This window comes from Franconibacter helveticus LMG 23732 (assembly GCF_000463115.2).
GTDB classification, from domain to species: domain Bacteria; phylum Pseudomonadota; class Gammaproteobacteria; order Enterobacterales; family Enterobacteriaceae; genus Franconibacter; species Franconibacter helveticus.
On record NZ_AWFX01000011.1, the window covers coordinates 180,004 to 205,008 of the forward strand.

The following is a 25,005-nucleotide window of genomic DNA, read 5'->3' on the forward strand; positions in this document are numbered from 1 at the left end:
AGACCGGACAAAATTAGCGGTCTCAGGCGACAGGCACAAAACGGAGAGAAATTATGTTTGAACCTATGGAACTGACCAACGACGCGGTGATTAAAGTCATCGGCGTCGGTGGTGGCGGTGGTAATGCCGTTGAACACATGGTGCGCGAGCGCATCGAAGGTGTTGAATTCTTCGCTGTGAACACCGATGCCCAGGCGTTGCGTAAAACGGCTGTGGGCCAGACCATCCAGATCGGCGGCGGTATCACCAAAGGTCTCGGCGCAGGCGCAAACCCTGAAGTAGGCCGTAACGCTGCCGAAGAAGATCGCGAAGCGCTGCGCGCTGCGCTGGATGGCGCTGATATGGTGTTCATCGCGGCAGGTATGGGCGGCGGCACAGGCACAGGCGCAGCGCCGGTCGTTGCGGAAGTGGCGAAAGATCTCGGCATTCTGACGGTTGCCGTGGTCACTAAGCCCTTCAATTTTGAAGGCAAAAAGCGTATGGCTTTTGCCGAACAGGGTATCGCTGAGCTCTCCAAGCACGTCGACTCGCTTATTACCATCCCGAACGATAAGCTGCTGAAAGTGCTGGGTCGCGGCATCTCTCTGCTGGACGCCTTTGGCGCGGCGAATGATGTGCTGAAAGGCGCAGTACAGGGTATCGCCGAGCTGATTACCCGTCCTGGCCTGATGAACGTCGACTTTGCAGACGTGCGCACTGTGATGTCTGAAATGGGCTACGCGATGATGGGTTCCGGCGTGGCGCGCGGCGAAGATCGTGCGGAAGAAGCGGCCGAAATGGCTATCTCCAGCCCGCTGCTGGAAGATATCGATCTCTCTGGCGCTCGCGGCGTTCTGGTCAACATCACGGCTGGCTTTGACCTGCGTCTGGATGAGTTCGAAACCGTGGGTAACACTATCCGCGCCTTCGCATCTGACAACGCCACTGTGGTAATCGGTACTTCTCTCGATCCGGATATGAACGACGAACTGCGCGTTACTGTCGTTGCGACCGGCATCGGTATGGATAAGCGCCCGGAAATCACCCTGGTAACGAACAAACAAGCGCAGCAGCCCGTTATGGATCGCTATCCGCAGCACGGTATGGCGCCGCTGACGCAAGAGCAGAAACCGGCTAACAAAGTTGTTAATGACACAACTTCTCAAGCTGCTAAAGAACCTGATTATCTGGATATTCCGGCGTTTTTACGTAAGCAAGCCGACTAAGAATAAGCTGGAAGTTGGGATTATCCGCTCTTTGTGCTAAAATGCGCTGCCGGTTGTGATGTACACTATCGGTAAGGTGAATAATTTGGCGAGATTATACGATGATCAAACAAAGGACACTTAAACGTATCGTTCAGGCGACTGGCGTCGGTTTGCATACCGGCAAGAAAGTCACACTGACGTTGCGCCCTGCGCCGGCTAATACCGGGGTCATCTATCGTCGCACCGACTTGAATCCCCCGGTAGATTTCCCGGCCGATGCCAAATCTGTGCGTGATACCATGCTCTGTACGTGCCTGGTGAATGAGCATGACGTGCGGATTTCTACGGTAGAGCATCTGAACGCCGCGCTGGCGGGCCTTGGTATCGACAACATTATTGTTGAAGTCGATGCCCCGGAAATCCCGATTATGGACGGTAGCGCCGCGCCATTTGTTTATCTGCTGCTGGATGCCGGCATTGATGAACTTAACGTTGCCAAGAAATTTGTTCGTATCAAAGAAACCGTACGTGTTGAAGATGGCGACAAGTGGGCCGAGTTTAAGCCGTTTAACGGTTTTTCTCTCGATTTCACCATCGACTTCAACCATCCGGCAATTGACGCGAGCAATCAGCGTTACCGCATGAATTTCTCTGCGGAAGCGTTTATGCGCCAGATTAGCCGCGCGCGTACTTTCGGCTTTATGCGTGATATCGAATATCTGCAGTCTCGTGGGTTGTGCCTGGGCGGCAGCTTTGATTGCGCTATCGTCGTCGACGATTACCGCGTGCTGAATGAAGATGGGCTGCGTTTTGAAGATGAATTTGTACGTCACAAAATGCTGGACGCTATTGGCGACCTCTTTATGTGCGGCCACAATATCATTGGCGCGTTTACGGCTTACAAATCGGGCCATGCTCTGAATAACAAACTGCTACAGGCGGTCCTGGCGAAACAGGAAGCCTGGGAATATGTCACCTTCGAAGACGAAGCTGAACTGCCGCTGGCATTCAAAGCGCCTTCTATGGTTTTTGCATAAGCCTCGCGGTTTAAAGATAACGACTGGTGGATTCAGGTACTCTCTCCGGCCTGAATTGCCAGTCGTTTCTGTTTTTATCGGCCTCCTGTCTCGCCTTTCCTCGCTTTTTTTACACCTGTGCATTTAATTGCCTCTTTCCTGTGCGTTTTTAGGCCGCTTCGCTTGCTATAGTGCTGCTGACTGATGGGATTAATGTTACTATTTATGCGCTCGTTCCAATGAACTTCGGCAAGGTTGCGCCTTGCCTCCGGTGAATAAAGTGTCTGGAATTTTTACGTGTTGGCGAAAATTAGGCAGGCGTTATTTTTGGCCGCATCTCCTGTTGGGGATGGTCGCGGCAAGCCTTGGCCTGCCCGCCTTAGCCAGTAGCACTGAACCCGGCGCGCCAGCTGAAACGGCAACGAGTAATTTAAACCGTATTAATCCGATACGTTTAGACAGTCTGGCGCTGTTGCAGGAAACCAATCGACGTCCTTCCTTCAGTGTTGATTACTGGCATCAGCACGCTATTCGTACGGTTATTCGCCATCTCTCTTTTGCCATGGCGCCGCAAGCTGCTTCTGCTGCAAAAGAAGAAGCCTTGCCGCTACAGGTACAGCATCTTGCGCTGCTTGATACGCTTAGCGTTTTACTGACGCAAGACAGTTTGCCGTCTGGTAAAACCCAGCCTCATGCCTTTCTGCCTCAGGAGCCGGTACATGCCTTTCGCGTTACCGACTGGCTTAGTCGTGTGCAAGCCATTCGCGCAGGTCCGCAACGTTCTTGCTGAACATTTTCTTTGAATTTAACTATTACCGCTTAAGCAAGACGTTTGAGATTTTATTATGCTAATCAAATTATTAACTAAAGTTTTTGGTAGTCGTAACGATCGTACTTTGCGCCGTATGCGCAAAGCCGTCACCCTCATTAATGGCATGGAACCTGAGCTGGAAAAGCTCTCTGACGATGAGCTGAAAGGCAAAACCGCAGAGTTTCGCGCCCGTCTTGAGAAAGGCGAAACGCTGGAAAACTTGCTGCCGGAAGCATTTGCCGTTGTCCGTGAAGCCAGTAAGCGTGTATTTGGCATGCGTCACTTTGATGTACAGCTGCTGGGCGGCATGGTACTCAATGACCGTTGCATCGCGGAAATGCGTACCGGTGAAGGTAAAACGCTGACCGCAACGCTGCCGGCTTATCTGAACGCCCTGACCGGTAAAGGCGTTCACGTCGTTACCGTCAACGACTACCTTGCACAACGTGACGCCGAGAACAACCGTCCTCTGTTCGAGTTTCTGGGTATGTCTGTGGGCATTAATATGTCCGGCCTGCCTGCGCCAGCCAAGCGCGAAGCCTATAATGCCGACATCACCTATGGCACCAATAACGAGTACGGGTTCGACTACCTGCGCGACAATATGGCTTTCAGCCCGGAAGAGCGCGTACAGCGTAAGCTGCACTATGCGCTGGTGGATGAAGTGGACTCCATCCTTATTGATGAAGCGCGTACGCCGTTAATCATTTCTGGCCCGGCGGAAGACAGCTCTGAGCTTTACAAGAAAGTAAACAAAATCATCCCGCACCTGGTGCGTCAGGAGAAAGAAGATTCCGACACCTTTCAGGGCGAAGGGCATTTCTCTGTTGACGAGAAAGCGCGTCAGGTTAACCTGACCGAACGCGGTCTGGTGCTGGTAGAAGAACTGCTGGTTAACGAAGGCATCATGGAAGAGGGCGAATCGCTCTATTCTCCAGGCAACATTATGCTGATGCACCATGTTACCGCTGCGCTGCGCGCCCATGTGCTTTTTACCCGCGACGTGGACTACATCGTTAAAGACGGCGAAGTTATTATCGTCGATGAACACACCGGGCGTACCATGCAGGGTCGACGCTGGTCCGATGGCCTTCACCAGGCGGTAGAAGCTAAAGAAGGCGTGCAGATCCAGAACGAAAACCAGACGCTGGCCTCCATCACCTTCCAGAACTACTTCCGTCTTTATGAAAAGCTGGCGGGTATGACCGGTACGGCAGATACCGAAGCCTTCGAATTCAGCTCTATCTATAAGCTCGATACCGTTGTAGTGCCAACTAACCGTCCAATGATTCGTAAAGATCTGCCGGATCTGGTCTACATGACCGAAGCGGAAAAAATTGCGGCGATTATTGAAGACATCAAAGAGCGTACCGCCAAAGGTCAGCCAGTACTGGTGGGTACTATTTCCATCGAGAAATCAGAACTGGTTTCGCAGGAGCTTACCAAAGCGGGCATTCAGCACAACGTACTGAACGCCAAATTCCACGCCCGCGAGGCGGATATCGTGGCGCAGGCGGGTTATCCGGGTACGGTGACTATCGCCACCAACATGGCGGGCCGCGGTACGGATATCATGCTGGGCGGCAGCTGGCAGGCGGAAATCGCCGAGCTGGAAGATCCGACGCCAGAGCAAATCGCGCAGATCAAAGCAGACTGGCAGAAACGTCACGATGATGTGCTGGCTGCGGGCGGCCTGCATATCATTGGTACCGAGCGTCATGAATCTCGCCGTATCGATAACCAGCTGCGTGGCCGTTCTGGTCGTCAGGGCGATGCGGGTTCTTCTCGCTTCTACCTTTCTATGGAAGATGCGTTGATGCGCATTTTCGCCTCCGATCGCGTTTCTAATATGATGCGTAAGCTGGGCATGAAGCCGGGCGAGGCGATTGAACATCCATGGGTAACCAAAGCTATCGCCAACGCACAGCGTAAGGTTGAAAGCCGCAACTTCGACATTCGTAAGCAGCTGCTTGAATATGATGACGTGGCGAACGACCAACGCCGCGCTATTTATACCCAGCGTAACGAACTGCTGGATGTCGCGGATATTAGCGAAACCGTTAACAGTATTCGTGAAGATGTTTTCAAAACGACCATCGACGCGCATATTCCGCCGCAGTCCCTGGAAGAGATGTGGGATATTCCTGGCTTGCAGGAGCGTCTGAAGAACGATTTCGATCTCGAATTGCCGATTGCCGAGTGGCTGGATAAAGAGCCGGATCTGCATGAAGAGACGCTGCGCCAGCGCATTCTGGATACCGCCATTGAAGTTTACAAGCGTAAGGAAGAAGTGGTTGGCGCAGAAATGATGCGCAACTTCGAAAAAGGCGTAATGCTGCAAACGCTTGATTCTTTGTGGAAAGAGCATCTGGCAGCGATGGATTATCTGCGTCAGGGCATCCATCTGCGCGGTTATGCGCAAAAAGATCCGAAGCAAGAATATAAACGCGAATCGTTCGCTATGTTCGCCGCTATGCTGGAGTCGCTGAAATATGAAGTGATCAGCACGCTCAGTAAAGTTCAGGTGCGCATGCCGGAAGAAGTTGAAGAGATGGAGCAGCAGCGTCGCCTGGAAGCGGAGCGTCTGGCGCAGATGCAGCAGCTTAGCCACCAGGATGATGATTCTGCGGCTGCGGCAGCCATTGCTGAACAAACCGGCGATCGCAAAGTGGGTCGTAACGACCCGTGTCCTTGCGGCTCCGGGAAAAAATACAAGCAGTGCCACGGCCGTCTGAGCTAAGGCATCCATAAACAGAAAGGCGCAGCGTGCTGCGCCTTTTTTTACGGGCAGAGTAAATGAAAAGACTGACTATTGCGGCTGGCATTATTCGTAATCGCCAGGGCGAAATCTTTATTACCCGTCGCGCCGCCGACGCGCACATGGCGAATAAGTGGGAGTTTCCAGGCGGCAAGGTGGAAGCGGGGGAAAGCCCGGAGCAGGCGCTGGTGCGCGAACTTGCCGAAGAAACGGGTATTAACGTAACGTCCGCTACGCTATTTGAATCGCTGGAATATCAGTTCCCCGACAGGCATATCACTTTATGGTTCTTTCTGGTGGAAAGCTGGGAAGGCGAACCCTGGGGTAAAGAAGGGCAACCGGGACGATGGGTTGCGCAAGGCGAGCTTATCGCCGACGAATTCCCGGCTGCAAATGAACCCGTAATCAATAAACTGAAACAGCAGCCTTAAGGCTGCTGTTCGCTCCAGTCATCACTTTCTGAGCGATCGCCGCTGCTTGGGATCCGCTTCTCTTCATCCGCCCACTCACCCAGATCGATAAGCTGGCAACGTTTGGAACAGAAAGGTCGGTAAGGGCTTTTCTCGCTCCACGCGACCGGCTTTCCGCAGGTGGGGCAGTTAACAATAGCAATATCAGACATAGATAGCTCCGGGGTTGCTTAGCAACAAGCCAGTTCAAAATCGAAACGCTCGGGTACGCGGCCATGTTCACTGTCGAGCGGCATAAAGCGAATCGCAAAGCGGCTTTTATGACCAGAAACTTGCGGGTAGAGCGCATCGGTTAGTTGCAACTGCAACCGCAGAAGATCGGCATCTTCGCCGTTATCCTGATAAAAGCCGTTGAGGCTGGTTTGCTTGCGAAACGGCGCGGAATGGCGAATCAGATCGAGAATCATGTCCAGCGCCTGGGTCAAAGGCTGCAAGCTTGCAAGCCAGCTATCGACCAGGCGATCGCGCTGTTCCTGGGGTATATGGAGCCACAGGTGAAGCGTAGGCAAATCGAAGCTACAGCAGCCGCCTGGAATACTCAAGCGCTGGCGCACCAGCGCAATAAGCTTATCTTCACGCAGCGCCTGGCCAAGACGAGGAGCGGCCATCAAAGCGGCGCTTCGCTGCTTAAGTTCCTGACGCAACTGGGCGATGCGATCGTTATCAACGCCGGGTACTTCCGCCCAGCTTTGCAGTTTGCGTTGCTGGCGTTCAAACTCTTTATGGAGCTCCGCGCGAATATCGCCGCGCTCAAAGACATCCAGCAGATCGCCAACATTGCGGAAAAAGTGCAGCGCTGTCGCGTGATCGCTGACCGGCAAATTCACTTTCATTTGCTGGATCAAAAACTCAATGCGCAGCCACGTGCGCATTTTCTCGTTCAGGGGATGTTCAAAAAGAACCTGGGTGTGCATTACCTGTTTTCCTGTTGTGCTGCCTGCGCCGCCAGATATTGATAGCGCTGATGCAAACGTTCCACGTCTGCATCTATAGCTTCTGGCGCGCCGTTATTATTAATCACATCATCCGCAATGGCTAAGCGCGCTTCGCGCGTGGTCTGCGCGGCGAGAATCTGCTCTGCGTGCTCGCGTGATACTTTGTCCCGCAACATGGTGCGCTGGATCTGCGTTTGCGGCGTTACGTCCACCACCAGCACACGATCGGCTCGCTTGTGTAGCTGGTTTTCAACCAGCAGCGGCACGACCCACAGCACATAGGACGAAGTAGCTTGCGCTATTTCATCGCGAGTTTGTTGCTGAATCAAAGGATGAAGCAGCGCATTGAGCCAGGCTTTCTCTTCTGGCTTAGCAAAGATCCTTTCTCTGAGCGCGCGACGATTAAGTGAGCCATCAGGATGGAGAATAGATTGACCAAAATGCGTGGCGATAGCGTCAAGGGCGGGCTGACCGGGTTCGACAACCTGGCGGGCGATAACATCGGCATCAATAACAGTGACGCCTAAACGAGAGAAGGCATCGGCGACAGTACTTTTTCCACTCCCAATTCCCCCCGTTAACGCGACCGTATAACCCATAACGCCATCATCCAGAATGTTGTAAAAACAAAAGCATAGAAAACGGCAATGTTGACACCTCTGAAACCGGGCCTGCCGTCGGGAAAGAAAAAGCGAACCTGATGCGCTCGCTTTTCTGTCCACAAGGTAAATTTATAGGATTGTAGCGTAAAAAAGAGCGCTTTCGCAGTCTTGCGGGGCCAATATTAGTGCGTATGATAGCGTCACTGGAGTTGGCAGTTGTTCCGCCGCTTACGCTTACGTTCACGGGTTCATCGCCATTACCAGGAATCCGCTCATGCGTATTGAAGAAGATCTGAAGTTAGGTTTTAAAGACGTTCTTATCCGCCCTAAACGTTCCACTCTCAAAAGCCGCTCCGAAGTTGAGCTTGCCCGTCAATTTACCTTTAAACAGTCTGGCGTTCAGTGGTCCGGCGTGCCTGTGATTGCCGCTAATATGGATACCGTGGGCACGTTCGGCATGGCGAAAGCGCTGGCGGAATTCGACATCCTGACTGCCGTACATAAACACTACAGCGTGCAGGAGTGGCAGGAATTCCTGAACGCGACGCCGGAAAGCGTATTGCAGCATGTGATTGTCTCTACCGGCACCTCCGATGCGGATTTCAATAAAACCAAAGAGATTCTGGCGCTGTCGCCCGCGCTGAAGTTTATTTGTATTGATGTCGCAAATGGTTATTCCGAGCATTTCGTGCAGTTCGTCAGCAAAGCGCGTGAAACCTGGCCTGATAAAGCCATTATTGCGGGCAATGTTGTCACTGGCGAAATGTGCGAGGAGCTGATCCTGGCTGGGGCGGATATCGTTAAAGTGGGTATCGGCCCGGGTTCAGTCTGTACCACACGCGTTAAAACCGGCGTGGGTTATCCTCAGCTTTCCGCAGTGATTGAGTGTGCCGATGCGGCGCACGGCCTCGGCGGTCGTATTATCAGCGATGGCGGCTGTACCGTGCCGGGCGATGTGGCGAAAGCGTTCGGCGGCGGCGCGGATTTCGTTATGCTGGGCGGCATGCTGGCCGGTCATGAAGAAAGCGGCGGCACTGTCGTGGAAGAGGATGGCGAGAAATTTATGCTGTTTTATGGCATGAGCTCTGAATCTGCAATGAATCGCCACGTCGGCGGCGTTGCGCAATACCGTGCGGCAGAAGGCAAAACCGTGAAGCTTCCGCTGCGCGGCCCGGTCGAGAATACGGCTCGCGATATCCTGGGTGGTCTGCGTTCCGCCTGTACTTATGTGGGCGCTTCCCGTCTGAAAGAGCTGACTAAACGCACCACGTTTATCCGCGTCCAGGAGCAGGAAAACCGCGTTTTCAATACGCTCTGATGCGCTTAAAACCGGCGCGCCCCAGCGCCGGTTCACCGCATGCCGCTCATGGCATCGCCCAGATTAAACAACGGCAAATACATCGCAATGACCAGCGTGCCGATAATCAACCCAATCACAATCATCATTACAGGTTCAAGTGAAGCCGCCAGCGTTTCCGCACGCTGTTGCGTTTGCTGCGTATGCCATTGAGCAAGACGCGCCAGCATAGTATCCAGCGCGCCGGTCTCTTCGCCTGTTCTGACCATTTGCAGGCATAATGTGCTGAACACGCTTTCATTTTCCAGCGCCTGCCAAAAGGGAGAGCCCTGCGCTATTTTTTCCCGGATCTGCGCAACGGCAGTTTGCCAGAGGGGCGAAGAGAGCGTTTCCTCCACCAGGGCTAACCCTTGCAGCAAAGGAATGCCCGACTGCTGCGTCATTGTCAGCACGGTATATATCTGGCTGAGTTTCTGGCCGCGCAGCAACAAGCCGAAAAGAGGGATCCTGAGTGCGATTTTTTCTTCGGCCAGCCGACATGCCGGACGTTTACGGTAAAACGCGACAGCGGCAGCGCTCAGCAAGCCAACGCTTAACCATACCGGCGCATAACGCGTAATCCCTTCAGAAAAGGCCATTACCGCCCGCGTTATCCAGGGCAGCGGCGCTGAGAAAGAGGCATAAATCGCCGCGAACTGCGGCAGCACAAACCCTGCCATGCCCAGCGTCATCGCCAGCGCCATAATGAGGATGATAATGGGGTAGCGCAACGCTTTACCGACCATCTGGCGCAGGCGCTGCTGTTCTTCCTGCTGATTTGCCAGTTTTTCGCAGCAGATGTCGAGTTTGCCGGTCATTTCACCCGTCTGAATTAAAGAAACGGCAAGCGGCGAAAAAACCTCAGGCCAGTCTCGCATCGCCCGGGCAAGCGTTATACCGCGATGCACCTCAGCGGCGACTTGCTCCAGCAATGCGCGCCACTGGGCCGAACTTTGCTGACGAGCAAGCAGGGCCAGCCCGTCAGTAAGAGAAACGCCCGCTTGTAATAGCGTCGCCAGTTGTCGTATCACCGGCAGGCTGTGAGATATTCCCCATAGCCGTTTATTAACAGCCGCTTTGCGTAATAAAAGCGGATATAACCCCGCCTCGCTAAGACAAAGCAGCGCTCCGGAACGATCTTTTGCCCAAAGCTGGCCGCTCCGGCGCACTCCCTGATGGTTTAGCCCTTGCCAGCGCCAGAGTTGATTAGCCATTCGGGAAACCCAGCACCCGATAAATTTCTTCCAGGGTGGTTAAGCCCTCTTCAACTGCCTGGCAGCCGCTTTCGAACAGCGAAACCATGCCTTGCTGGCGGGCCAGCGTTTCGATTTCTTGCGCAGAATGCCCTTCCTGTATCGCCAGGCGAAGCGCTGGTTCCACCGCAAGCAGTTCGAATAACGCAAGCCGCCCATAAAAACCGCCATAGCAACGTTCGCACCCGGCGGCCTGCCACTGTGGGAGAGGACGAGGAAAAAGCGTAGCTGGCAAACGTATCGGCTCTGCCTGAGCGGTTCGACAACAGGGACACAGCTTCCTTACCAGCCGCTGCGCGATAACCAGGCGTAGCGCAGAGGCCAGCATCCAGCGCGGCACGCCCATTTGCTCCAGCCTGACCAGCGTATCTGTGGTTGAGTTAGTGTGCAGCGTCGAGAGGACCAGATGCCCCGTTTGCGCCGCTTTGATAGCAATTTCCGCCGTTTCGCCATCGCGAATTTCGCCAACCATGATGACATCCGGGTCCTGGCGGAGCAGCGCCCGAAGCACACTTTGAAAACTTAACCCCGCCTTCGGGTTAATTTGCGTCTGGTTGAGGCCGGGCAGGGGGATCTCTATCGGGTCTTCCACGCTGCAAAGATTAACCTGCGGCTTGTTCAGCGCGCCAAGGGCGCTGTAAAGCGTTACCGTTTTTCCGCTCCCCGTTGGGCCTGTCACCAGTATTAATCCCTGCGGGCTGTTCAGCGCCTGTGAAAAGTGCGCCTGCTGCTGCGCCGACATGCCCAGCGCCTCCACCTCCAGCGCCTGCTCCGTTTGCTGGAGCACGCGAAGCACGACCTTTTCTCCATGGCGGGAGGGAAGGGTCGAAAGGCGAAAAGAGACGCTTTTACCCTCAAGCTCAATGGTGAACTGACCATCCTGTGGCAGCCGGCGTTCAGCGATATCTAATTTCCCCAGTACCTTCAGGCGGGCGGTTAAGGTGAGCCCTGCTTGCACAGAGAGCGGCGCAAGGGTTTGCAGCACGCCATCAACGCGAAGCCTGACGCGACAGGCGGTTTCGCCAGGTTCGATATGAATATCCGAGGCGCGGCGCAGCAACGCCTGTTGCAGAATATGGTTTACCCGCTCTGTCGCATTGCCGTTCTCTTCCGCCAGCGCAGGCGCATTGAAAGCGGGCGTAAGCTTGTGCTTTTCAAACCTCTGCGCAGACCAGCATTCGATGTCGATATGCTTTTGCGTGGCAAAACGCAGCGCTTCCATAAATGCCTGCGCCGGAGCGTCGACAACGGCGATATGTATCGCCGTTTCATCCACAGCCAACACCAGCGCGTTGTGACGCTGGCACAGTTGGTTTAAATCATCCTTATTCATATCGGCTCGCCTTATTGTCCGTCAAAGCGGAAAACATCTTCGCAGGCTTGCTGCAATGCGCCGCCGCCGGTAACAGAACAGTTTCGTTGCCATGATTCCATGCCGTTGTTCCCGCTCCATTTCGGCGTCAGGGTCAGCGTTAAACCATTCAAGCTTTCCTGCCCTGTTACAGTAATGACGCCCGCCGCCACGCCCATTTCAGAAATGTAGCGCGTGGTTTTAACCGCCGGAATGCCATTGCCGCCCGCGTCGCAACTGCTAACGCCGCCCCGGTCGATGGCGCAAAGTTCAATCGCCGTGCGGTACGGGGTGACGGTTTGCAGCACATCCGTCAGCGCCGCTTTGCGCAAATAGTTCTGGTAAGCGGGCACGCCGATGGCGCTCAGAATGGCGATAATGCCGATGACCACCATCAGCTCAATAAGCGTAAAACCGCGTTGTTTATCCATAGTTCCTCCTTGTTAACAGTCGCGATACTGTGACAAGCGAAGCCGGAATAAACGAGCAGCAAAAATGGGTTCAGGAAAGTGGATTCCAGCCTGTTTTCGTGGGTTGCAGCGAGACGAAATGAGGTTACGAGGCAGGTCGCAAAATGAAGAGGAAGGATGGGTGAAACCCCCATCCTTGCTGTGAGGCGTTAGCGAAAACGCATGGAGAGATCGAGCGCGCGAATGTGCTTCGTCAGCGCGCCGACAGAGATATAGTCCACGCCGGTGTCGGCAAATTCGCGCAGCGTCTGGGCTGTGACATTACCGGAAACTTCCAGCCGCGCCTGGCCTGCGGTACGGCTTACCGCTTCTCGCATCTGGGCGACGGTGAAGTTATCCAGCATGATGATGTCGGCGCCTGCTTTCAGGGCGTCGTCCAGCTCCTCCAGCGACTCGACTTCTACTTCTACCGGGACGTCCGGGTGCAGCCAGAACGCTTTTTCCACCGCTTCGCGCACCGAGCCGGAAGCAATAATATGGTTCTCTTTTATCAGGAACGCGTCGGAAAGCCCAAGGCGATGGTTATTGCCGCCGCCGCACAGCACAGCATATTTCAACGCAGTGCGCAGCCCGGGAATGGTTTTGCGGGTATCAAGCAGCTGGGTCTTGGTGCCTTCAAGCAGGGTGACATACTTACGCACCTCACTTGCCACGCCGGAAAGCGTTTGTACGAAATTCAGCGCGGTACGCTCGCCGGTCAGCAGCACGCGCGCCGGCCCCTGAAGCTCAAACAACGGTTGATCCGCTTTAACCGGCGCGCCATCTTCCACGTGCCACGTTACTTCAACATTGCCGCCCAGTTGGATAAAAACCTCTTCTACCCAACGTTTGCCGCAAAAAACGCCCGCTTCGCGCGTGATCACAACAGCATGGGAGCGACCGTCTGGCGGCAATAATTGCGCAGTAATATCGTTATCGGCGTTTATATCACCGCCCAGGTCTTCGCGCAGCGCCAGGGCTACCGTTTGCGGGATATCAAGATTGATTCGTTCCAGGAGCGCGTCACGTCGGTGGTCGGGGTTGTAACGGCGAGGCGGCATGGTAAAACTCCAGATTGGTGGCTAATCATCAGAGTGAAACATGCTACTCTGAAGCGACTTTCAGTACCATATTAAGGAGAATCTTACATGCAGCTGAGAGATGGCTGGCTGGAAGGCGTAAGGCGGCAGCCTTCGCCGCATCATGATTGCCGGCCAGAGGATGAATCCCCCTCGTTGCTGGTGGTGCATAATATCAGCCTGCCGCCTGGCGAATTTGGCGGACCATGGATAGACGCGCTGTTTGCCGGCACGCTCGACCCTGAAGCGCACCCTTACTTCGCCGGCATCGCCCATCTGCGCGTCTCCGCGCACTGCCTGATTCGTCGCGACGGCGAAATCGTGCAATATGTTCCTTTCGATAAACGCGCATGGCACGCAGGCATTTCACATTATCAAGGCCGCGAGCGTTGTAACGATTTTTCGATTGGCATCGAACTTGAAGGCACCGATACGCTGCCTTATACCGACGAGCAATATCAGCAACTGGTCGCCATTACCCGCGCGCTTATCCCGCTTTATCCGCAGATTGCCGCTAATATTACAGGCCATAGCGATATTGCCCCGGAGCGTAAAACCGACCCCGGCCCGGCGTTTGACTGGGCGCGTTTTCGCGAGGCGTTAGCCTGCCAGGCTGAAAAGGAGATGAGATGACGTTATTTACGCTGCTGTTGGTTCTGTTTGCCGAACGCCTGTTTAAGCTTGGCGAGCACTGGCAGCTTGACCATCGCCTTGAGGCCTTGTTTCGCCGCCTGCGCCATTTTTCGCTGGTTCGCACGCTTGGCATGACGGTGCTGGCGATGCTGATCGTCTTTCTCTGCGTTCGCGCGTTGCAGGGGATCTTTTTTAACGTACCGCTGCTGGTGTTCTGGATCCTGCTGGGGCTGCTTTGCATCGGCGCAGGGCAGGTGCGCCTGCATTATCACGCCTATCTGAAAGCCGCCAGCCGGGATGATGTCCACGCCCGTGACAATATGGCTTACGAATTAACGCTTATCCATGGCGTACCGCCGGATTGCGACGAGCGCGAGTACCTGCGTGAGTTACAAAACGGGCTGTTGTGGATTAACTACCGGTTTTATCTGGCTCCGCTGTTCTGGTTTGTCGTGGGCGGGCCATGGGGGCCGGTTACCCTGATGGGCTACGCCTTTCTGCGGGCCTGGCAGACCTGGCTTGCGCGTCATCATTCGCCGCGACAGCGCCTTCACTCCGGCATTGACGCCATTCTTCACGTGGTCGATTGGGTACCGGTACGTCTGGTCGGCGTGGTGTATGCGCTGCTGGGGCATGGCGAAAAAGCGCTGCCCGCGTGGTTTGCCTCGCTTGGCGATCGTCACTCGTCGCAGTATCAGGTGCTGACGCAACTGGCGCAGTATTCGCTCGCCCGCGAACCGCACCTCGATAAAATCGCGACGCCTAAAGCCGCCGTCTCGATGGCCAAAAAGACGTCGCTGGTGGTGGTAGTGATCGTGGCGCTACTGACGATTTACGGCACGCTGGTTTAGCGTGCCGCTCGCTCAGGCATGATCGGCAGGAGGGACGCCGAACTGCGGCATCCCTTCTTCATCCCAGCGAATAAGCTTCAGCCGGGTATGGCGGTTCGGGTCATAGAGCGGGTCGCCTTCAATCTCCGTGTAATTACGGGCATGATAGACGAGCACATCCTCTCCCTCTTCCGTTGTGGTGAAGCTGTTATGCCCCGGTCCGTACTGGCGGTTTTCATAGCTGGTGGTAAAAACCGGCTGCGGTGATTTGTGCCAGTTTTGCGGATCGGTTATTTGCGCCGCCATGTCTATCCAGAGCAGCCCCATGCAGTAATTCTCATCCGTCGCGCTTGCGGAGTAGCTAACGAACAGGCGCTCGCCATGCCTGAGCACCGCCGGCCCTTCGTTTACCAGAAAGCCGCGGCACTCCCAATCGAACTCCGGTTTGCTTAACATCACCGGCTCGCCTTTGAGCGTCCATGGGTTTTCCATTTCGCACAGATAAATGTTCGAGTTGCCCGGGATATCGGGCGCTTTTTGCGCCCATAAATACCAGCGCTTGCCCTGATGCTCAAACGTGGTTGCATCCAGCGCAAAGGTATCGAACTGCGTTTTTATCTGGCCTTTTTCGACCCAACTGCCGGTGAGCGGATCGGCGTCGGCGCATTCCAGCGCGAACATCCGGTGCTGAAACATATTGAGCTTATCGAGCGCTTTGGTGGGCGCGGCGGCGTAATAGATGTACCACTTGCCCTCAATGAAATGCAGTTCCGGCGCCCAGATGAGCTCGCTCATCGGCCCGCTTGCGGGTTTACGCCATACCACGACGGGCGTTGCGTGGCGTAATCCTTCAAGCGTGGCGGCGCGACGGATTTCAAGGCGGTCATACTCTGGCACCGACGCGATAAAATAGTAGGCGCCGTTGTGACGCAGAATAAACGGATCGGCGCGTTGCTCAATAAAAGGATTCGGCCAGGAAGAAGGTGTCATAACGCTTTCCTTACTGCGTCGGCAGTCTTGATGTCCTGATAATCGTTCAGCTCATGATAGTTAACACGGCGCTTTTCGAGGTCGGCCTGAATCGTTTTCATCAGGTCGCGATCCACTTTCAGCAGGCGTACTACGCCCGCGGTAATGAGATAGCCTACGCCGGGAATGACGGTGAAGAGCAGCACAATACCATTAAGAGCCGTCGCGCTTTGCTGTTTAGCGCCTGCGTCATAGCCATACCAGGAGAGCAGGAAGCCCACCATTGCGCCTGCAATCGCAAGCCCTACCTTCAGGAAAAAGATATTGCCGGAAAAGCTGATGCCGGTAATACGCTTGCCGGTTTTCCACTCGCCATAATCGTCCACGTCCGCCATCAACGACCAGTGCAGCGGGGAAGGGATTTGATGCAGCACGTTCAGCAGGAAGTAGAGGGTTACAATAAGCGCTGTGGCGTGCGGGTTCAGGAAGTAAAAGCCCACCGAGAAAATGGCCAGCGCGATGTTAATCCAGAAAAACACTTTCAGCTTGCACCAGCGGTCGGTCAGCACCTTCGCCAGCATGCTGCCTATCATCATGCCCACCACGCCAAGGCTAATGAACAGCGTAGCGAAGCTGGTGCTCTGGCCCATTACCCAGGTGACGTAATACATGGTGGCGGCCATGCGGATAAAACCCGGGCAAACATTGCAGAGCGTCAGCAGCAGAATGCGCACCCATTGATCATTCTTCCAGACATCTTTCATGTCTGCTTTCAGGTCGTCGTTGCTCGGCACCGCCGGGCGAATACGCTCGCGCACTGTGGCGAAGCTGAACAGGAACATGCACATGCCGATCAGCGCCAGCACGGTCATCGCCATCTGGTAACCCTTCGCTTTATTTTCGCCGCCGAACCAGTCGGCCATCGGCAGCAACGTCAGGGAAAGCAGCAGCGTGGCGATACCGACCATAACAAAACGATACGACTGGCAGGCGACACGCTCCTGCGGGTCGTTGGTGATGACGCTGCCAAGCGAACAGTAAGGAATGTTAATGGCTGTATAGGTCAGTGAGAGCAGAAAGTAAGTGACAAAGGCATAGACAACCTTGCTGCTGTAGCTCCATTCCGGCGTAGTAAACATCAGCACGCTAAAGAGCGCGTAGGGCACGGCTATCCATAACAGCCATGGACGAAAGCGGCCAAAGCGGCTGCGGGTTCGGTCCGCTATGGCGCCCATAATCGGGTCGGTGACGGCGTCCACTACGCGAATGGAGAGCAGCAATACCCCCACAAGCGCCGGGGAGAGACCAAAAATATCCGTATAAAAATAGTTAACAAACAGCATGATGGCGCCAAAAATGATATTGCATCCGGCGTCGCCCATTCCATAGCCGATTTTTTCTTTTACCGACAGCTTGCTGTTACTCATCGATACGACTCCATTGAATTATTATGGACAGGAGTATTGGTCCGATGACAGCAAATTACACAGCAGCAATGGGTTACAGAGATGGATAATCGGGCTATCGACGCTAAATTGTGAGGCAGCTAACAAAGCGCTGCGGTAATAACCGCTTGCCGGGTCTGGCGAATCGCACAATTTAAAGCTCAAATCAGGGAAGGACGGCGGCGCGCCGAATTGCAGCTTCCCCTTGTTATCCCAGTGAAAGAGTTTCGCTCGCGCTGAGCAGCCCCGCAATAATGCCTGTCTGAGGCGCTGGCGGAGTAACTGATAAAAATGGCAGGGCAGCGAAATTGGCCGTTGCGGGAAATTAAAATGCCCCGGGCGGCGAACCAACCGGGGCATTTCACGGTAAAGCGAATAACTCAGTGCGCTTTTACGGTTTTCGCGCTGCGCTGGGTTTTGATCCAGTAGCCGATGCCCAGAATGGCTATCCAGACCGGGATCAGCCAGACGGAAATCGCCATGCCCGGCGTTATGGCCATTATCACCAGAATCGCCGCCATAAAGAGCAGGCAGATCCAGTTGCCCAGCGGGTAGAAAAGGGCAGGGAAGCGCGTTTTTACGCCCTGCTGATCTTTTTTACGGCGGAACTTAATATGCGCAAGGCTAATCATCGCCCAGTTAATCACCAGCGCCGAGACCACCAGCGCCATCAGCAGGCCGAAGGCTTCGCCCGGCATGAGGTAGTTGATCACCACGCACAGCGCAGTAGCCACCGCAGAAACCAGGATGGTATTAACCGGCACGCCGCGTTTGTCGACTTTCAGCAACGCTTTCGGCGCGTTACCTTGCTGAGCCAGGCCGAACAGCATGCGGCTGTTGCAATAAACGCAGCTGTTATAGACCGACAGCGCCGCCGTGAGGATAACAATGTTGAGCGCGTTGGCGACCAGCGAATCCCCCAGTTCGTGGAAGATAAGCACGAAGGGGCTGGTGTCGGCAGTCACGCGCGTCCAGGGCATCAGCGAAAGCAGCACGGCCAGCGAACCCACATAGAAAATCAGAATGCGGTAAATCACCTGGTTGGTGGCTTTAGGAATAGTCACCTCCGGGTTATCTGCTTCTGCTGCGGTAATGCCTACCAGCTCAAGCCCGCCGAACGAAAACATGATGATAGCCATCATCATTACCAGCCCCATGGTGCCGTGCGGCAAGAAACCGCCTTGCTCCCAGAGGTTGCGCACCGTCGCCTGCGGACCCGCGCTGCCGCTGAACAGCAGCCAACCGCCGAAGAGGATCATGCCGATTACGGCGACCACTTTGATAATGGCGAACCAGAACTCCATCTCGCCATACACTTTCACGTTAGTCAGGTTAATGGCGTTAATAAGCACAAAAAACGCTGCCGCAGAAACCCAGGTAGGAATTTCCGGCCACCAGAACTGAATGTATTTCCCGACCGCCGTCAGTTCCGCCATTGCCACCAGAACATAGAGCACCCAGTAATTCCAGCCGGAAGCGAAACCGGCGAAACCGCCCCAGTATTTGTACGCAAAGTGGCTGAAAGAACCGGCTACCGGCTCCTCAACAACCATTTCGCCAAGCTGGCGCATGATTAAAAAAGCGATAAAACCGGCAATCGCGTAGCCAAGAATAATGCCAGGCCCCGCCGACTGAATAACGGATGCGCTACCCAGAAAGAGCCCCGTCCCGATTGCACCACCCAGCGCAATAAGCTGAATATGGCGGTTTTTAAGGCCGCGCTTCAGCGTTTCGCCGTGCTGTTGACCTTCCATAAATGAACCTCGTGTGTGGTTGTTTTTTATCTCAGCCTGACGGCTGTAATTTATTAATTCCGCTTTTTGTATTTATTGCTTTACGGAGCTAAAGCTGGAATTTTTATTTGAATGCTTCCGTAGCGCCCAGAATAGTGATAAGCGCGAGCGAATGCATCTGCTTTCATGCAGGCCAATGACGAAGTGAATAAAAAGAAACCATTTGTAAATTCCTGAAACCGCCAGCCCGCCTCCCTGTCAGCCTGTTTTAATCGCTAAAAATGACTAAATATTCATCTGAGTTTCTGTTGAATCGGTTCAGGATGAAAAGTTGTGCGTTTCATTTACGTTAAAACTACCCATTGCGAGGTAAATAGTTAATTTGTTCAAAGTTACATTTCTGAAACTTCATTTCTGTAAGGTTGTTAAAATGTGCCTGCTTTCCTGATTTCAATCAAAACCAATATGGACAGAAGGTGAATACTTTGTTACTTTAGCGTCACGAACATACAATTGGTCATACCAATTGACTCCGGGCGAATGGCAGAGACAGGGAACATGGCCTACAGCAAAATCCGCCAACCTAAACTTTCTGATGTGATTGAGCAGCAACTGGAGTTTCTAATCCTCGAAGGGACGCTGCGTCCCGGCGAAAAACTTCCTCCTGAACGCGAACTGGCGAAACAGTTCGACGTTTCCCGACCCTCCCTGCGAGAGGCTATCCAGCGTCTTGAGGCGAAGGGCCTGCTGCTTCGTCGCCAGGGTGGCGGCACGTTTGTCCAGAACAGCCTGTGGCAGAGCTTCAGCGACCCGCTGGTAGAGTTGCTCTCCGATCATCCCGAATCCCAGTTTGACCTGCTTGAGACCCGCCATGCGCTGGAAGGCATCGCTGCTTATTACGCCGCGCTGCGCAGCACGGATGAGGATCGGGTACGTATTCGCGAGCTGCATCACGCCATTGAGCTGGCGCAGCAATCGGGGGATCTGGACGCGGAATCGGACGCGGTAGTGCAGTACCAAATTGCGGTGACAGAGGCCGCACACAACGTAGTGTTGCTACACTTGTTGCGCTGCATGGAGCCGATGCTCGCTCAGAATGTTCGCCAGAATTTTGAATTACTGTATGCCCGGCGGGAAATGCTTCCCCTGGTCAGCAGCCATCGCACCAGTATCTATGAGGCGATTATGGCAAGGGAGCCGGAGCAGGCGCGTGAAGCGTCGCACCGACACCTGGCCTTTATTGAGGAGATCTTGCTGGACCGCAGCCGTGAGCAAAGTCGTCGTGAACGCTCACTGCGCCGCCTACAGCAACGTAAGGACTAAGCGCCAGTATTTTAGAGCGCGGCAACTAAACGCAGAACCTGTCTTATTGTGCTTTTAGTTGTTCAAATAATTTGGGTTATATCGCGGCGGCAAGCGCGCGAATCCCCGGGAGCATAGCGAACTATGTGACCGGGTAAGGAAGCGCAGCCAGCAAAGAGATAACCTGAAATATGAAGAACAAAGAGTGCAATGGGACAGGTTCCAGACAAATCAACGTATTAGAGAGATAAGGAATACCCCCATGTCAGAACGTTTCCAAAATGACGTGGATCCGATCGAAACTCGCGACTGGCTACAGGCGATCGAATCGGTCATCCGTGAAGAAGGTGTTGAGCGCGCTCAGTATCTGATCGACCAGTTACTCTCCGAAGCCCGTAAAGGCGGCGTGAAAGTAGCGGCTGGTACAGGGGCTAGCAACTACGTCAACACTATTGCCGTTGAAGATGAACCGGAATACCCGGGCAATCTGGACCTTGAGCGTCGTATTCGTTCTGCAATTCGTTGGAACGCCATTATGACCGTTCTGCGCGCGTCCAAAAAAGATCTGGAACTCGGCGGTCACATGGCTTCCTTCCAGTCTTCAGCGACCATCTATGAAGTGTGTTTTAACCACTTCTTCCGCGCTCGCAACGAAAAAGACGGCGGCGATCTGGTTTACTTCCAGGGGCATATCTCTCCGGGCGTGTATGCGCGTGCCTTCGTTGAAGGTCGTCTGACTGAAGAGCAGATGAACAACTTCCGTCAGGAAGTTCACGGCAACGGTCTCTCTTCTTACCCGCACCCGAAACTGATGCCGGAATTCTGGCAATTCCCGACCGTCTCCATGGGCCTTGGCCCGATCGGCGCGATTTATCAGGCTAAATTCCTGAAGTATCTGGAACACCGCGGCCTGAAAGACACGTCTGCGCAGACCGTTTACGCTTTCCTGGGCGATGGCGAGATGGATGAGCCGGAATCTAAAGGCGCCATCACCATCGCAACCCGCGAGAAGCTGGACAACCTGGTCTTCGTTATCAACTGTAACTTACAGCGTCTGGATGGTCCGGTAACCGGCAACGGCAAGATCATCAACGAACTGGAAGGCATCTTCAGCGGCGCTGGCTGGAACGTCATCAAAGTTATGTGGGGCTCCCGTTGGGACGAGCTGCTGCGTAAAGACACCAGCGGCAAGCTGATTCAGTTGATGAACGAAACCGTTGACGGCGACTACCAGACCTTCAAATCCAAAAACGGCGCTTATGTTCGCGAGCACTTCTTCGGTAAATATCCGGAAACCGCCGCGCTGGTTGCCGACTGGTCTGACGATGAGATTTGGGCGCTGAACCGCGGCGGCCACGATCCGAAGAAAATCTACGCTGCATTTAAGAAAGCGCAGGAAACCAAAGGCAAAGCGACCGTTATCCTTGCTCACACCGTGAAAGGTTACGGCATGGGCGACACCGCCGAAGGTAAAAACATCGCGCACCAGGTTAAGAAAATGAACATGGACGGCGTGCGTTACGTTCGCGACCGTTTCAACGTTCCGGTAGCCGATGCCGACCTGGAAAAACTGCCGTACATCACCTTCCCGGAAGGGTCTGAAGAGCATAAATACCTGCATGAACGCCGTCAGGCGCTGCACGGTTACCTGCCGTCCCGTCAGCCGAACTTCACCGAGAAGCTTGAGCTGCCGACGCTGGAAGACTTCCGTTCCCTGCTGGAAGAGCAGAACAAAGAGATCTCCACCACCATCGCTTTCGTTCGCGCCCTGAACGTCATGCTGAAGAACAACTCGATCAAAGATCGTCTGGTTCCGATCATCGCCGACGAAGCGCGTACCTTTGGTATGGAAGGTCTGTTCCGTCAGATTGGTATCTACAGCCCGAACGGCCAGCAGTACACCCCGCAGGACCGTGAGCAGGTGGCTTACTACAAAGAAGACGAGAAAGGCCAGATTCTCCAGGAAGGGATCAACGAGCTGGGCGCAGGTTCTTCCTGGCTGGCTGCGGCGACCTCTTACAGCACCAACAACCTGCCGATGATCCCGTTCTATATCTACTACTCCATGTTCGGGTTCCAGCGTATCGGCGACCTGTGCTGGGCGGCGGGCGACCAGCAGGCGCGCGGCTTCCTGATCGGCGGCACCTCCGGTCGTACTACTCTGAACGGCGAAGGTTTGCAGCACGAAGATGGTCACAGCCACATTCAGTCTCTGACTATCCCGAACTGTATCTCTTACGACCCGGCTTACGCTTACGAAGTCGCTGTGATCATGCACAACGGTCTGGAGCGTATGTACGGTGAAGCGCAAGAGAACGTTTACTACTACATCACCACACTGAACGAAAACTACCACATGCCGGCCATGCCGCAGGGCGCCGAGGAAGGTATCCGTAAAGGTATCTACAAACTCGAAACCGTTGAAGGCGCGAAAGGTAAAGTTCAGCTGCTGGGCTCCGGTTCTATCCTGCGTCATGTACGTGAAGCAGCGCAGATCCTGGCGAAAGACTACGGCATCGGTTCCGATGTTTACAGCGTGACCTCCTTCACTGAGCTTGCTCGCGACGGTCAGGATTGCGAGCGCTGGAACATGCTGCACCCGATGGAAACCCCGCGCGTTCCGTACATCGCTCAGGTGATGAACGATGCGCCGGCCGTGGCTTCCACTGATTATATGAAACTGTTCGCTGAGCAGGTTCGTACTTATGTACCGGCTGACGATTACCGCGTACTGGGTACTGACGGCTTCGGTCGCTCTGACAGCCGTGAAAATCTGCGTCACCACTTCGAAGTTGATGCTTCTTACGTGGTTGTGGCAGCGCTGGGCGAACTGGCTAAACGTGGTGAAATCGATAAGAAAGTTGTGGCTGACGCCATCACCAAATTCAATATCGATGCAGATAAAGTCAACCCGCGTCTGGCATAAGAGGTAAAGAAAGAATGGCTATCGAAATCAATGTACCGGACATCGGGGCGGACGAAGTTGAAGTCACCGAGATCCTGGTCAAAGTGGGCGACAAAGTTGAAGCTGAACAGTCGCTGATCACCGTAGAAGGCGACAAAGCCTCTATGGAAGTGCCGTCTCCGCAGGCGGGCGTGGTTAAAGAGATCAAAGTCTCTGTCGGCGACAAAGTCGAGACCGGCAAACTGATCATGATTTTCGATTCCGCCGAGGGTGTAGCAGCCGCTGCACCTGCGCAGGAAGAGAAAAAAGCAGCGGCTCCGGCGCAGGCTTCCGCTCCGGCAGCTGCCGCAGCGAAAGAGGTTAACGTTCCGGATATCGGCGGCGACGAAGTTGAAGTCACCGAGATCCTGGTCAAAGTGGGCGACCAGGTTACCGCTGAGCAATCTCTGATCACCGTAGAAGGCGACAAAGCCTCTATGGAAGTGCCGGCGCCGTTCGCGGGCACTGTTAAAGAGATCAAAATCAACACCGGCGACAAAGTCTCCACCGGCTCTCTGATCATGGTCTTCGAAGTGGCGGGCGAAGCGCCGGCTGCGCAAGCGAAACCGCAGGTGACTGAGCAGGCAGCAACCGCTCCGGCAGCCGCTGCTGGCGCGAAAGAGGTCAACGTACCGGACATCGGCGGCGACGAAGTTGAAGTGACCGAAGTTCTGGTGAAAGTGGGCGATAAAGTTTCCGCTGAACAGTCTCTCATCACCGTAGAAGGCGACAAAGCTTCTATGGAAGTGCCGGCGCCGTTTGCAGGCACCTTGAAAGAGCTGAAAGTGAATGTGGGCGACAAAGTCTCCACGGGCTCGCTGATCATGATCTTCGAAGTGGAAGGCGCGGCGCCTGCTGCGGCTCCGGCGGCTAAACAGGAAGCGGCTGCCCCGGCTCCGGCGGCGAAAGCTGACAAACCGGCTGCTACGCCTGCGAAAGCGGAAGGCAAGTCTGAGTTTGCTGAAAACGACGCTTACGTTCACGCTACTCCGCTGATCCGCCGCCTGGCGCGCGAATTCGGCGTAAACCTGGCGAAAGTGAAAGGTACCGGTCGTAAAGGCCGCATCCTGCGCGAAGACGTTCAGGCTTATGTCAAAGACGCGGTGAAACGCGCTGAATCTGCACCTGCTGCGGGCGCGACCGGCGGCTCTCTGCCTGGCCTGCTGCCGTGGCCGAAAGTGGACTTCAGCAAGTTTGGTGAAGTGGAAGAAGTGGAACTGGGCCGCATCCAGAAAATCTCTGGCGCGAACCTGAGCCGTAACTGGGTGATGATCCCGCACGTTACGCACTTCGACAAAACCGACATCACTGACCTGGAAGCGTTCCGCAAACAGCAGAACGCCGAAGCTGAGAAGCGTAAGCTGGATGTGAAGATCACCCCGGTTGTCTTCATCATGAAAGCCGTTGCCGCTGCCCTTGAGCAGATGCCGCGCTTCAACAGCTCGCTGTCTGAAGATGGCCAGCGTCTGACCCTGAAGAAATACATCAACATCGGCGTTGCGGTAGATACCCCGAACGGCCTGGTGGTTCCGGTGTTCAAGGACGTGAACAAGAAAGGCATCATCGAGCTGTCTCGCGAGCTGATGACCATCTCCAAAAAAGCGCGTGATGGTAAGTTGACCGCTGGCGAAATGCAGGGCGGCTGCTTCACCATCTCCAGCATCGGCGGCCTGGGCACCACCCACTTCGCGCCGATCGTCAACGCGCCGGAAGTGGCTATCCTGGGCGTCTCCAAATCGTCCATGGAACCGGTCTGGAATGGTAAAGAGTTCGCGCCGCGCCTGATGCTGCCGATCTCTCTCTCCTTCGACCACCGCGTGATTGACGGTGCTGATGGTGCGCGCTTTATCACCATCATCAACAACACGCTGTCTGACATTCGCCGTCTGGTGATGTAAGCGA

General features: G+C 54.7%; 21 protein-coding genes. 11 read left to right on the plus strand and 10 right to left on the minus strand.

Translation table 11 applies throughout. From position 1 onward, the window contains the following. Positions 1-53 precede the first annotated feature (53 nt). The 5 genes from ftsZ (at position 54) to mutT (ending at position 6,203) form a co-directional block, all read left to right on the plus strand. Positions 54-1,205, plus strand: coding sequence for a cell division protein FtsZ (gene ftsZ, locus DW56_RS04925; RefSeq protein ID WP_024552335.1), 1,152 nt, complete (start codon positions 54-56; stop codon positions 1,203-1,205). A 101-nt stretch (positions 1,206-1,306) separates the two neighbouring features. Continuing rightward, positions 1,307-2,224: a UDP-3-O-acyl-N-acetylglucosamine deacetylase gene (gene lpxC, locus DW56_RS04930; protein WP_024552334.1), complete on the plus strand. Its 918-nt coding sequence runs from the start codon at positions 1,307-1,309 to the stop codon at positions 2,222-2,224. 259 nt (positions 2,225-2,483) lie between these two features. Next, complete coding sequence (gene secM / locus DW56_RS04935) at positions 2,484-2,993, plus strand: secA translation cis-regulator SecM (protein ID WP_035889542.1); 510 nt, start codon at positions 2,484-2,486, stop codon at positions 2,991-2,993. A 55-nt stretch (positions 2,994-3,048) separates the two neighbouring features. Next, positions 3,049-5,754 carry a preprotein translocase subunit SecA gene (secA, locus tag DW56_RS04940; RefSeq protein ID WP_024561971.1) on the plus strand — a complete coding sequence of 902 codons (2,706 nt, stop codon included), beginning with the start codon at positions 3,049-3,051 and terminating at the stop codon, positions 5,752-5,754. 56 nt (positions 5,755-5,810) lie between these two features. Continuing rightward, positions 5,811-6,203: an 8-oxo-dGTP diphosphatase MutT gene (gene mutT, locus DW56_RS04945; protein WP_024554123.1), complete on the plus strand. Its 393-nt coding sequence runs from the start codon at positions 5,811-5,813 to the stop codon at positions 6,201-6,203. On the opposite strand, the gene yacG is transcribed toward mutT, so the two are convergent. From yacG to coaE, 3 genes are read right to left on the minus strand one after another with little or no spacing between them, the layout of a single operon-like run. After that, a complete protein-coding gene (yacG, locus tag DW56_RS04950; protein ID WP_024554122.1) occupies positions 6,200-6,394 on the minus strand; it encodes a DNA gyrase inhibitor YacG in 195 nt (64 codons plus the stop codon). The genes mutT and yacG overlap by 4 nt on opposite strands. An 18-nt stretch (positions 6,395-6,412) precedes the next feature. Next, a complete protein-coding gene (gene zapD, locus DW56_RS04955; protein ID WP_024554121.1) occupies positions 6,413-7,156 on the minus strand; it encodes a cell division protein ZapD in 744 nt (247 codons plus the stop codon). Further along, positions 7,156-7,776 (minus strand): dephospho-CoA kinase, encoded by a 621-nt coding sequence (gene coaE / locus DW56_RS04960; protein WP_024554120.1) that lies wholly within the window; start codon positions 7,774-7,776, stop codon positions 7,156-7,158. The genes zapD and coaE overlap by 1 nt, the downstream gene beginning before the upstream one ends. A 277-nt stretch (positions 7,777-8,053) precedes the next feature. On the opposite strand from coaE, the gene DW56_RS04965 reads away from it, so the two are divergent. Continuing rightward, positions 8,054-9,097 carry a GMP reductase gene (locus tag DW56_RS04965; RefSeq protein WP_024554119.1) on the plus strand — a complete coding sequence of 348 codons (1,044 nt, stop codon included), beginning with the start codon at positions 8,054-8,056 and terminating at the stop codon, positions 9,095-9,097. Between the two features lie 32 nt (positions 9,098-9,129). Here the strand turns inward: DW56_RS04965 and hofC are convergent, their stop codons facing one another. From hofC to nadC, 4 genes are all read right to left on the minus strand, one after another. Beyond that, positions 9,130-10,329, minus strand: coding sequence for a protein transport protein HofC (hofC, locus tag DW56_RS04970; RefSeq protein ID WP_024554118.1), 1,200 nt, complete (start codon positions 10,327-10,329; stop codon positions 9,130-9,132). Beyond that, positions 10,322-11,701, minus strand: coding sequence for a type II secretion system protein GspE (gspE, locus tag DW56_RS04975; RefSeq protein ID WP_024561972.1), 1,380 nt, complete (start codon positions 11,699-11,701; stop codon positions 10,322-10,324). The genes hofC and gspE overlap by 8 nt, the downstream gene beginning before the upstream one ends. A gap of 11 nt (positions 11,702-11,712) precedes the next feature. Next, positions 11,713-12,150: a prepilin peptidase-dependent pilin gene (gene ppdD, locus DW56_RS04980; protein WP_024554116.1), complete on the minus strand. Its 438-nt coding sequence runs from the start codon at positions 12,148-12,150 to the stop codon at positions 11,713-11,715. A 188-nt stretch (positions 12,151-12,338) separates the two neighbouring features. After that, on the minus strand, positions 12,339-13,229 hold the full coding sequence (gene nadC, locus DW56_RS04985; protein WP_024554115.1) for a carboxylating nicotinate-nucleotide diphosphorylase: 891 nt from the start codon (positions 13,227-13,229) through the stop codon (positions 12,339-12,341). A gap of 87 nt (positions 13,230-13,316) precedes the next feature. Between nadC and ampD the strand changes: the two genes are divergently transcribed. Both ampD and ampE read left to right on the plus strand, forming a co-directional pair. Continuing rightward, the gene (gene ampD, locus DW56_RS04990; protein WP_024554114.1) at positions 13,317-13,880 is read left to right on the plus strand and encodes a 1,6-anhydro-N-acetylmuramyl-L-alanine amidase AmpD; all 564 of its coding nucleotides are present in this window, start codon (positions 13,317-13,319) and stop codon (positions 13,878-13,880) included. After that, positions 13,877-14,731 carry a beta-lactamase regulator AmpE gene (gene ampE / locus DW56_RS04995; RefSeq protein ID WP_024554113.1) on the plus strand — a complete coding sequence of 285 codons (855 nt, stop codon included), beginning with the start codon at positions 13,877-13,879 and terminating at the stop codon, positions 14,729-14,731. Before ampD ends, ampE begins: the two co-directional genes overlap by 4 nt. A 12-nt stretch (positions 14,732-14,743) precedes the next feature. On the opposite strand, the gene DW56_RS05000 is transcribed toward ampE, so the two are convergent. From DW56_RS05000 to aroP, 3 genes are all read right to left on the minus strand, one after another. After that, the gene (locus tag DW56_RS05000) at positions 14,744-15,700 is read right to left on the minus strand and encodes a glycoside hydrolase family 43 protein (protein ID WP_024554112.1); all 957 of its coding nucleotides are present in this window, start codon (positions 15,698-15,700) and stop codon (positions 14,744-14,746) included. Continuing rightward, the gene (locus DW56_RS05005) at positions 15,697-17,106 is read right to left on the minus strand and encodes a glycoside-pentoside-hexuronide (GPH):cation symporter (protein WP_024554111.1); all 1,410 of its coding nucleotides are present in this window, start codon (positions 17,104-17,106) and stop codon (positions 15,697-15,699) included. Before DW56_RS05005 ends, DW56_RS05000 begins: the two co-directional genes overlap by 4 nt. Before the next feature lie 398 nt (positions 17,107-17,504). Continuing rightward, on the minus strand, positions 17,505-18,878 hold the full coding sequence (gene aroP, locus DW56_RS05010) for an aromatic amino acid transporter AroP (protein WP_024554110.1): 1,374 nt from the start codon (positions 18,876-18,878) through the stop codon (positions 17,505-17,507). 537 nt (positions 18,879-19,415) lie between these two features. Here aroP and pdhR point away from each other — a divergent pair. The 3 genes from pdhR (at position 19,416) to aceF (ending at position 25,001) form a co-directional block, all read left to right on the plus strand. Next, positions 19,416-20,180, plus strand: coding sequence for a pyruvate dehydrogenase complex transcriptional repressor PdhR (gene pdhR, locus DW56_RS05015; RefSeq protein ID WP_024554109.1), 765 nt, complete (start codon positions 19,416-19,418; stop codon positions 20,178-20,180). Positions 20,181-20,421: 241 nt separating this feature from the next. Next, positions 20,422-23,085, plus strand: coding sequence for a pyruvate dehydrogenase (acetyl-transferring), homodimeric type (gene aceE, locus DW56_RS05020; protein ID WP_024554108.1), 2,664 nt, complete (start codon positions 20,422-20,424; stop codon positions 23,083-23,085). A gap of 14 nt (positions 23,086-23,099) precedes the next feature. Further along, positions 23,100-25,001, plus strand: a complete 1,902-nt coding sequence (aceF, locus tag DW56_RS05025; RefSeq protein ID WP_024561973.1) for a pyruvate dehydrogenase complex dihydrolipoyllysine-residue acetyltransferase — start codon at positions 23,100-23,102, stop codon at positions 24,999-25,001. The last annotated feature ends 4 nt before the right edge of the window (positions 25,002-25,005 follow it).

What these genes read in the sequence shown, in the direction of transcription:
- ftsZ (WP_024552335.1), top strand. Translation starts at nt 54, where the DNA reads ATGTTTGAACCTATGGAACTGACCAACGACGCGGTGATTAAAGTCATC.
- lpxC (WP_024552334.1), top strand. Translation starts at nt 1,307, where the DNA reads ATGATCAAACAAAGGACACTTAAACGTATCGTTCAGGCGACTGGCGTC.
- secA (WP_024561971.1), top strand. Translation starts at nt 3,049, where the DNA reads ATGCTAATCAAATTATTAACTAAAGTTTTTGGTAGTCGTAACGATCGT.
- mutT (WP_024554123.1), top strand. Translation starts at nt 5,811, where the DNA reads ATGAAAAGACTGACTATTGCGGCTGGCATTATTCGTAATCGCCAGGGC.
- yacG (WP_024554122.1), bottom strand. Translation starts at nt 6,394, where the DNA reads ATGTCTGATATTGCTATTGTTAACTGCCCCACCTGCGGAAAGCCGGTC.
- zapD (WP_024554121.1), bottom strand. Translation starts at nt 7,156, where the DNA reads ATGCACACCCAGGTTCTTTTTGAACATCCCCTGAACGAGAAAATGCGC.
- coaE (WP_024554120.1), bottom strand. Translation starts at nt 7,776, where the DNA reads ATGGGTTATACGGTCGCGTTAACGGGGGGAATTGGGAGTGGAAAAAGT.
- DW56_RS04965 (WP_024554119.1), top strand. Translation starts at nt 8,054, where the DNA reads ATGCGTATTGAAGAAGATCTGAAGTTAGGTTTTAAAGACGTTCTTATC.
- hofC (WP_024554118.1), bottom strand. Translation starts at nt 10,329, where the DNA reads ATGGCTAATCAACTCTGGCGCTGGCAAGGGCTAAACCATCAGGGAGTG.
- gspE (WP_024561972.1), bottom strand. Translation starts at nt 11,701, where the DNA reads ATGAATAAGGATGATTTAAACCAACTGTGCCAGCGTCACAACGCGCTG.
- ppdD (WP_024554116.1), bottom strand. Translation starts at nt 12,150, where the DNA reads ATGGATAAACAACGCGGTTTTACGCTTATTGAGCTGATGGTGGTCATC.
- nadC (WP_024554115.1), bottom strand. Translation starts at nt 13,229, where the DNA reads ATGCCGCCTCGCCGTTACAACCCCGACCACCGACGTGACGCGCTCCTG.
- ampD (WP_024554114.1), top strand. Translation starts at nt 13,317, where the DNA reads ATGCAGCTGAGAGATGGCTGGCTGGAAGGCGTAAGGCGGCAGCCTTCG.
- ampE (WP_024554113.1), top strand. Translation starts at nt 13,877, where the DNA reads ATGACGTTATTTACGCTGCTGTTGGTTCTGTTTGCCGAACGCCTGTTT.
- DW56_RS05000 (WP_024554112.1), bottom strand. Translation starts at nt 15,700, where the DNA reads ATGACACCTTCTTCCTGGCCGAATCCTTTTATTGAGCAACGCGCCGAT.
- DW56_RS05005 (WP_024554111.1), bottom strand. Translation starts at nt 17,106, where the DNA reads ATGAGTAACAGCAAGCTGTCGGTAAAAGAAAAAATCGGCTATGGAATG.
- aroP (WP_024554110.1), bottom strand. Translation starts at nt 18,878, where the DNA reads ATGGAAGGTCAACAGCACGGCGAAACGCTGAAGCGCGGCCTTAAAAAC.
- pdhR (WP_024554109.1), top strand. Translation starts at nt 19,416, where the DNA reads ATGGCCTACAGCAAAATCCGCCAACCTAAACTTTCTGATGTGATTGAG.
- aceE (WP_024554108.1), top strand. Translation starts at nt 20,422, where the DNA reads ATGTCAGAACGTTTCCAAAATGACGTGGATCCGATCGAAACTCGCGAC.
- aceF (WP_024561973.1), top strand. Translation starts at nt 23,100, where the DNA reads ATGGCTATCGAAATCAATGTACCGGACATCGGGGCGGACGAAGTTGAA.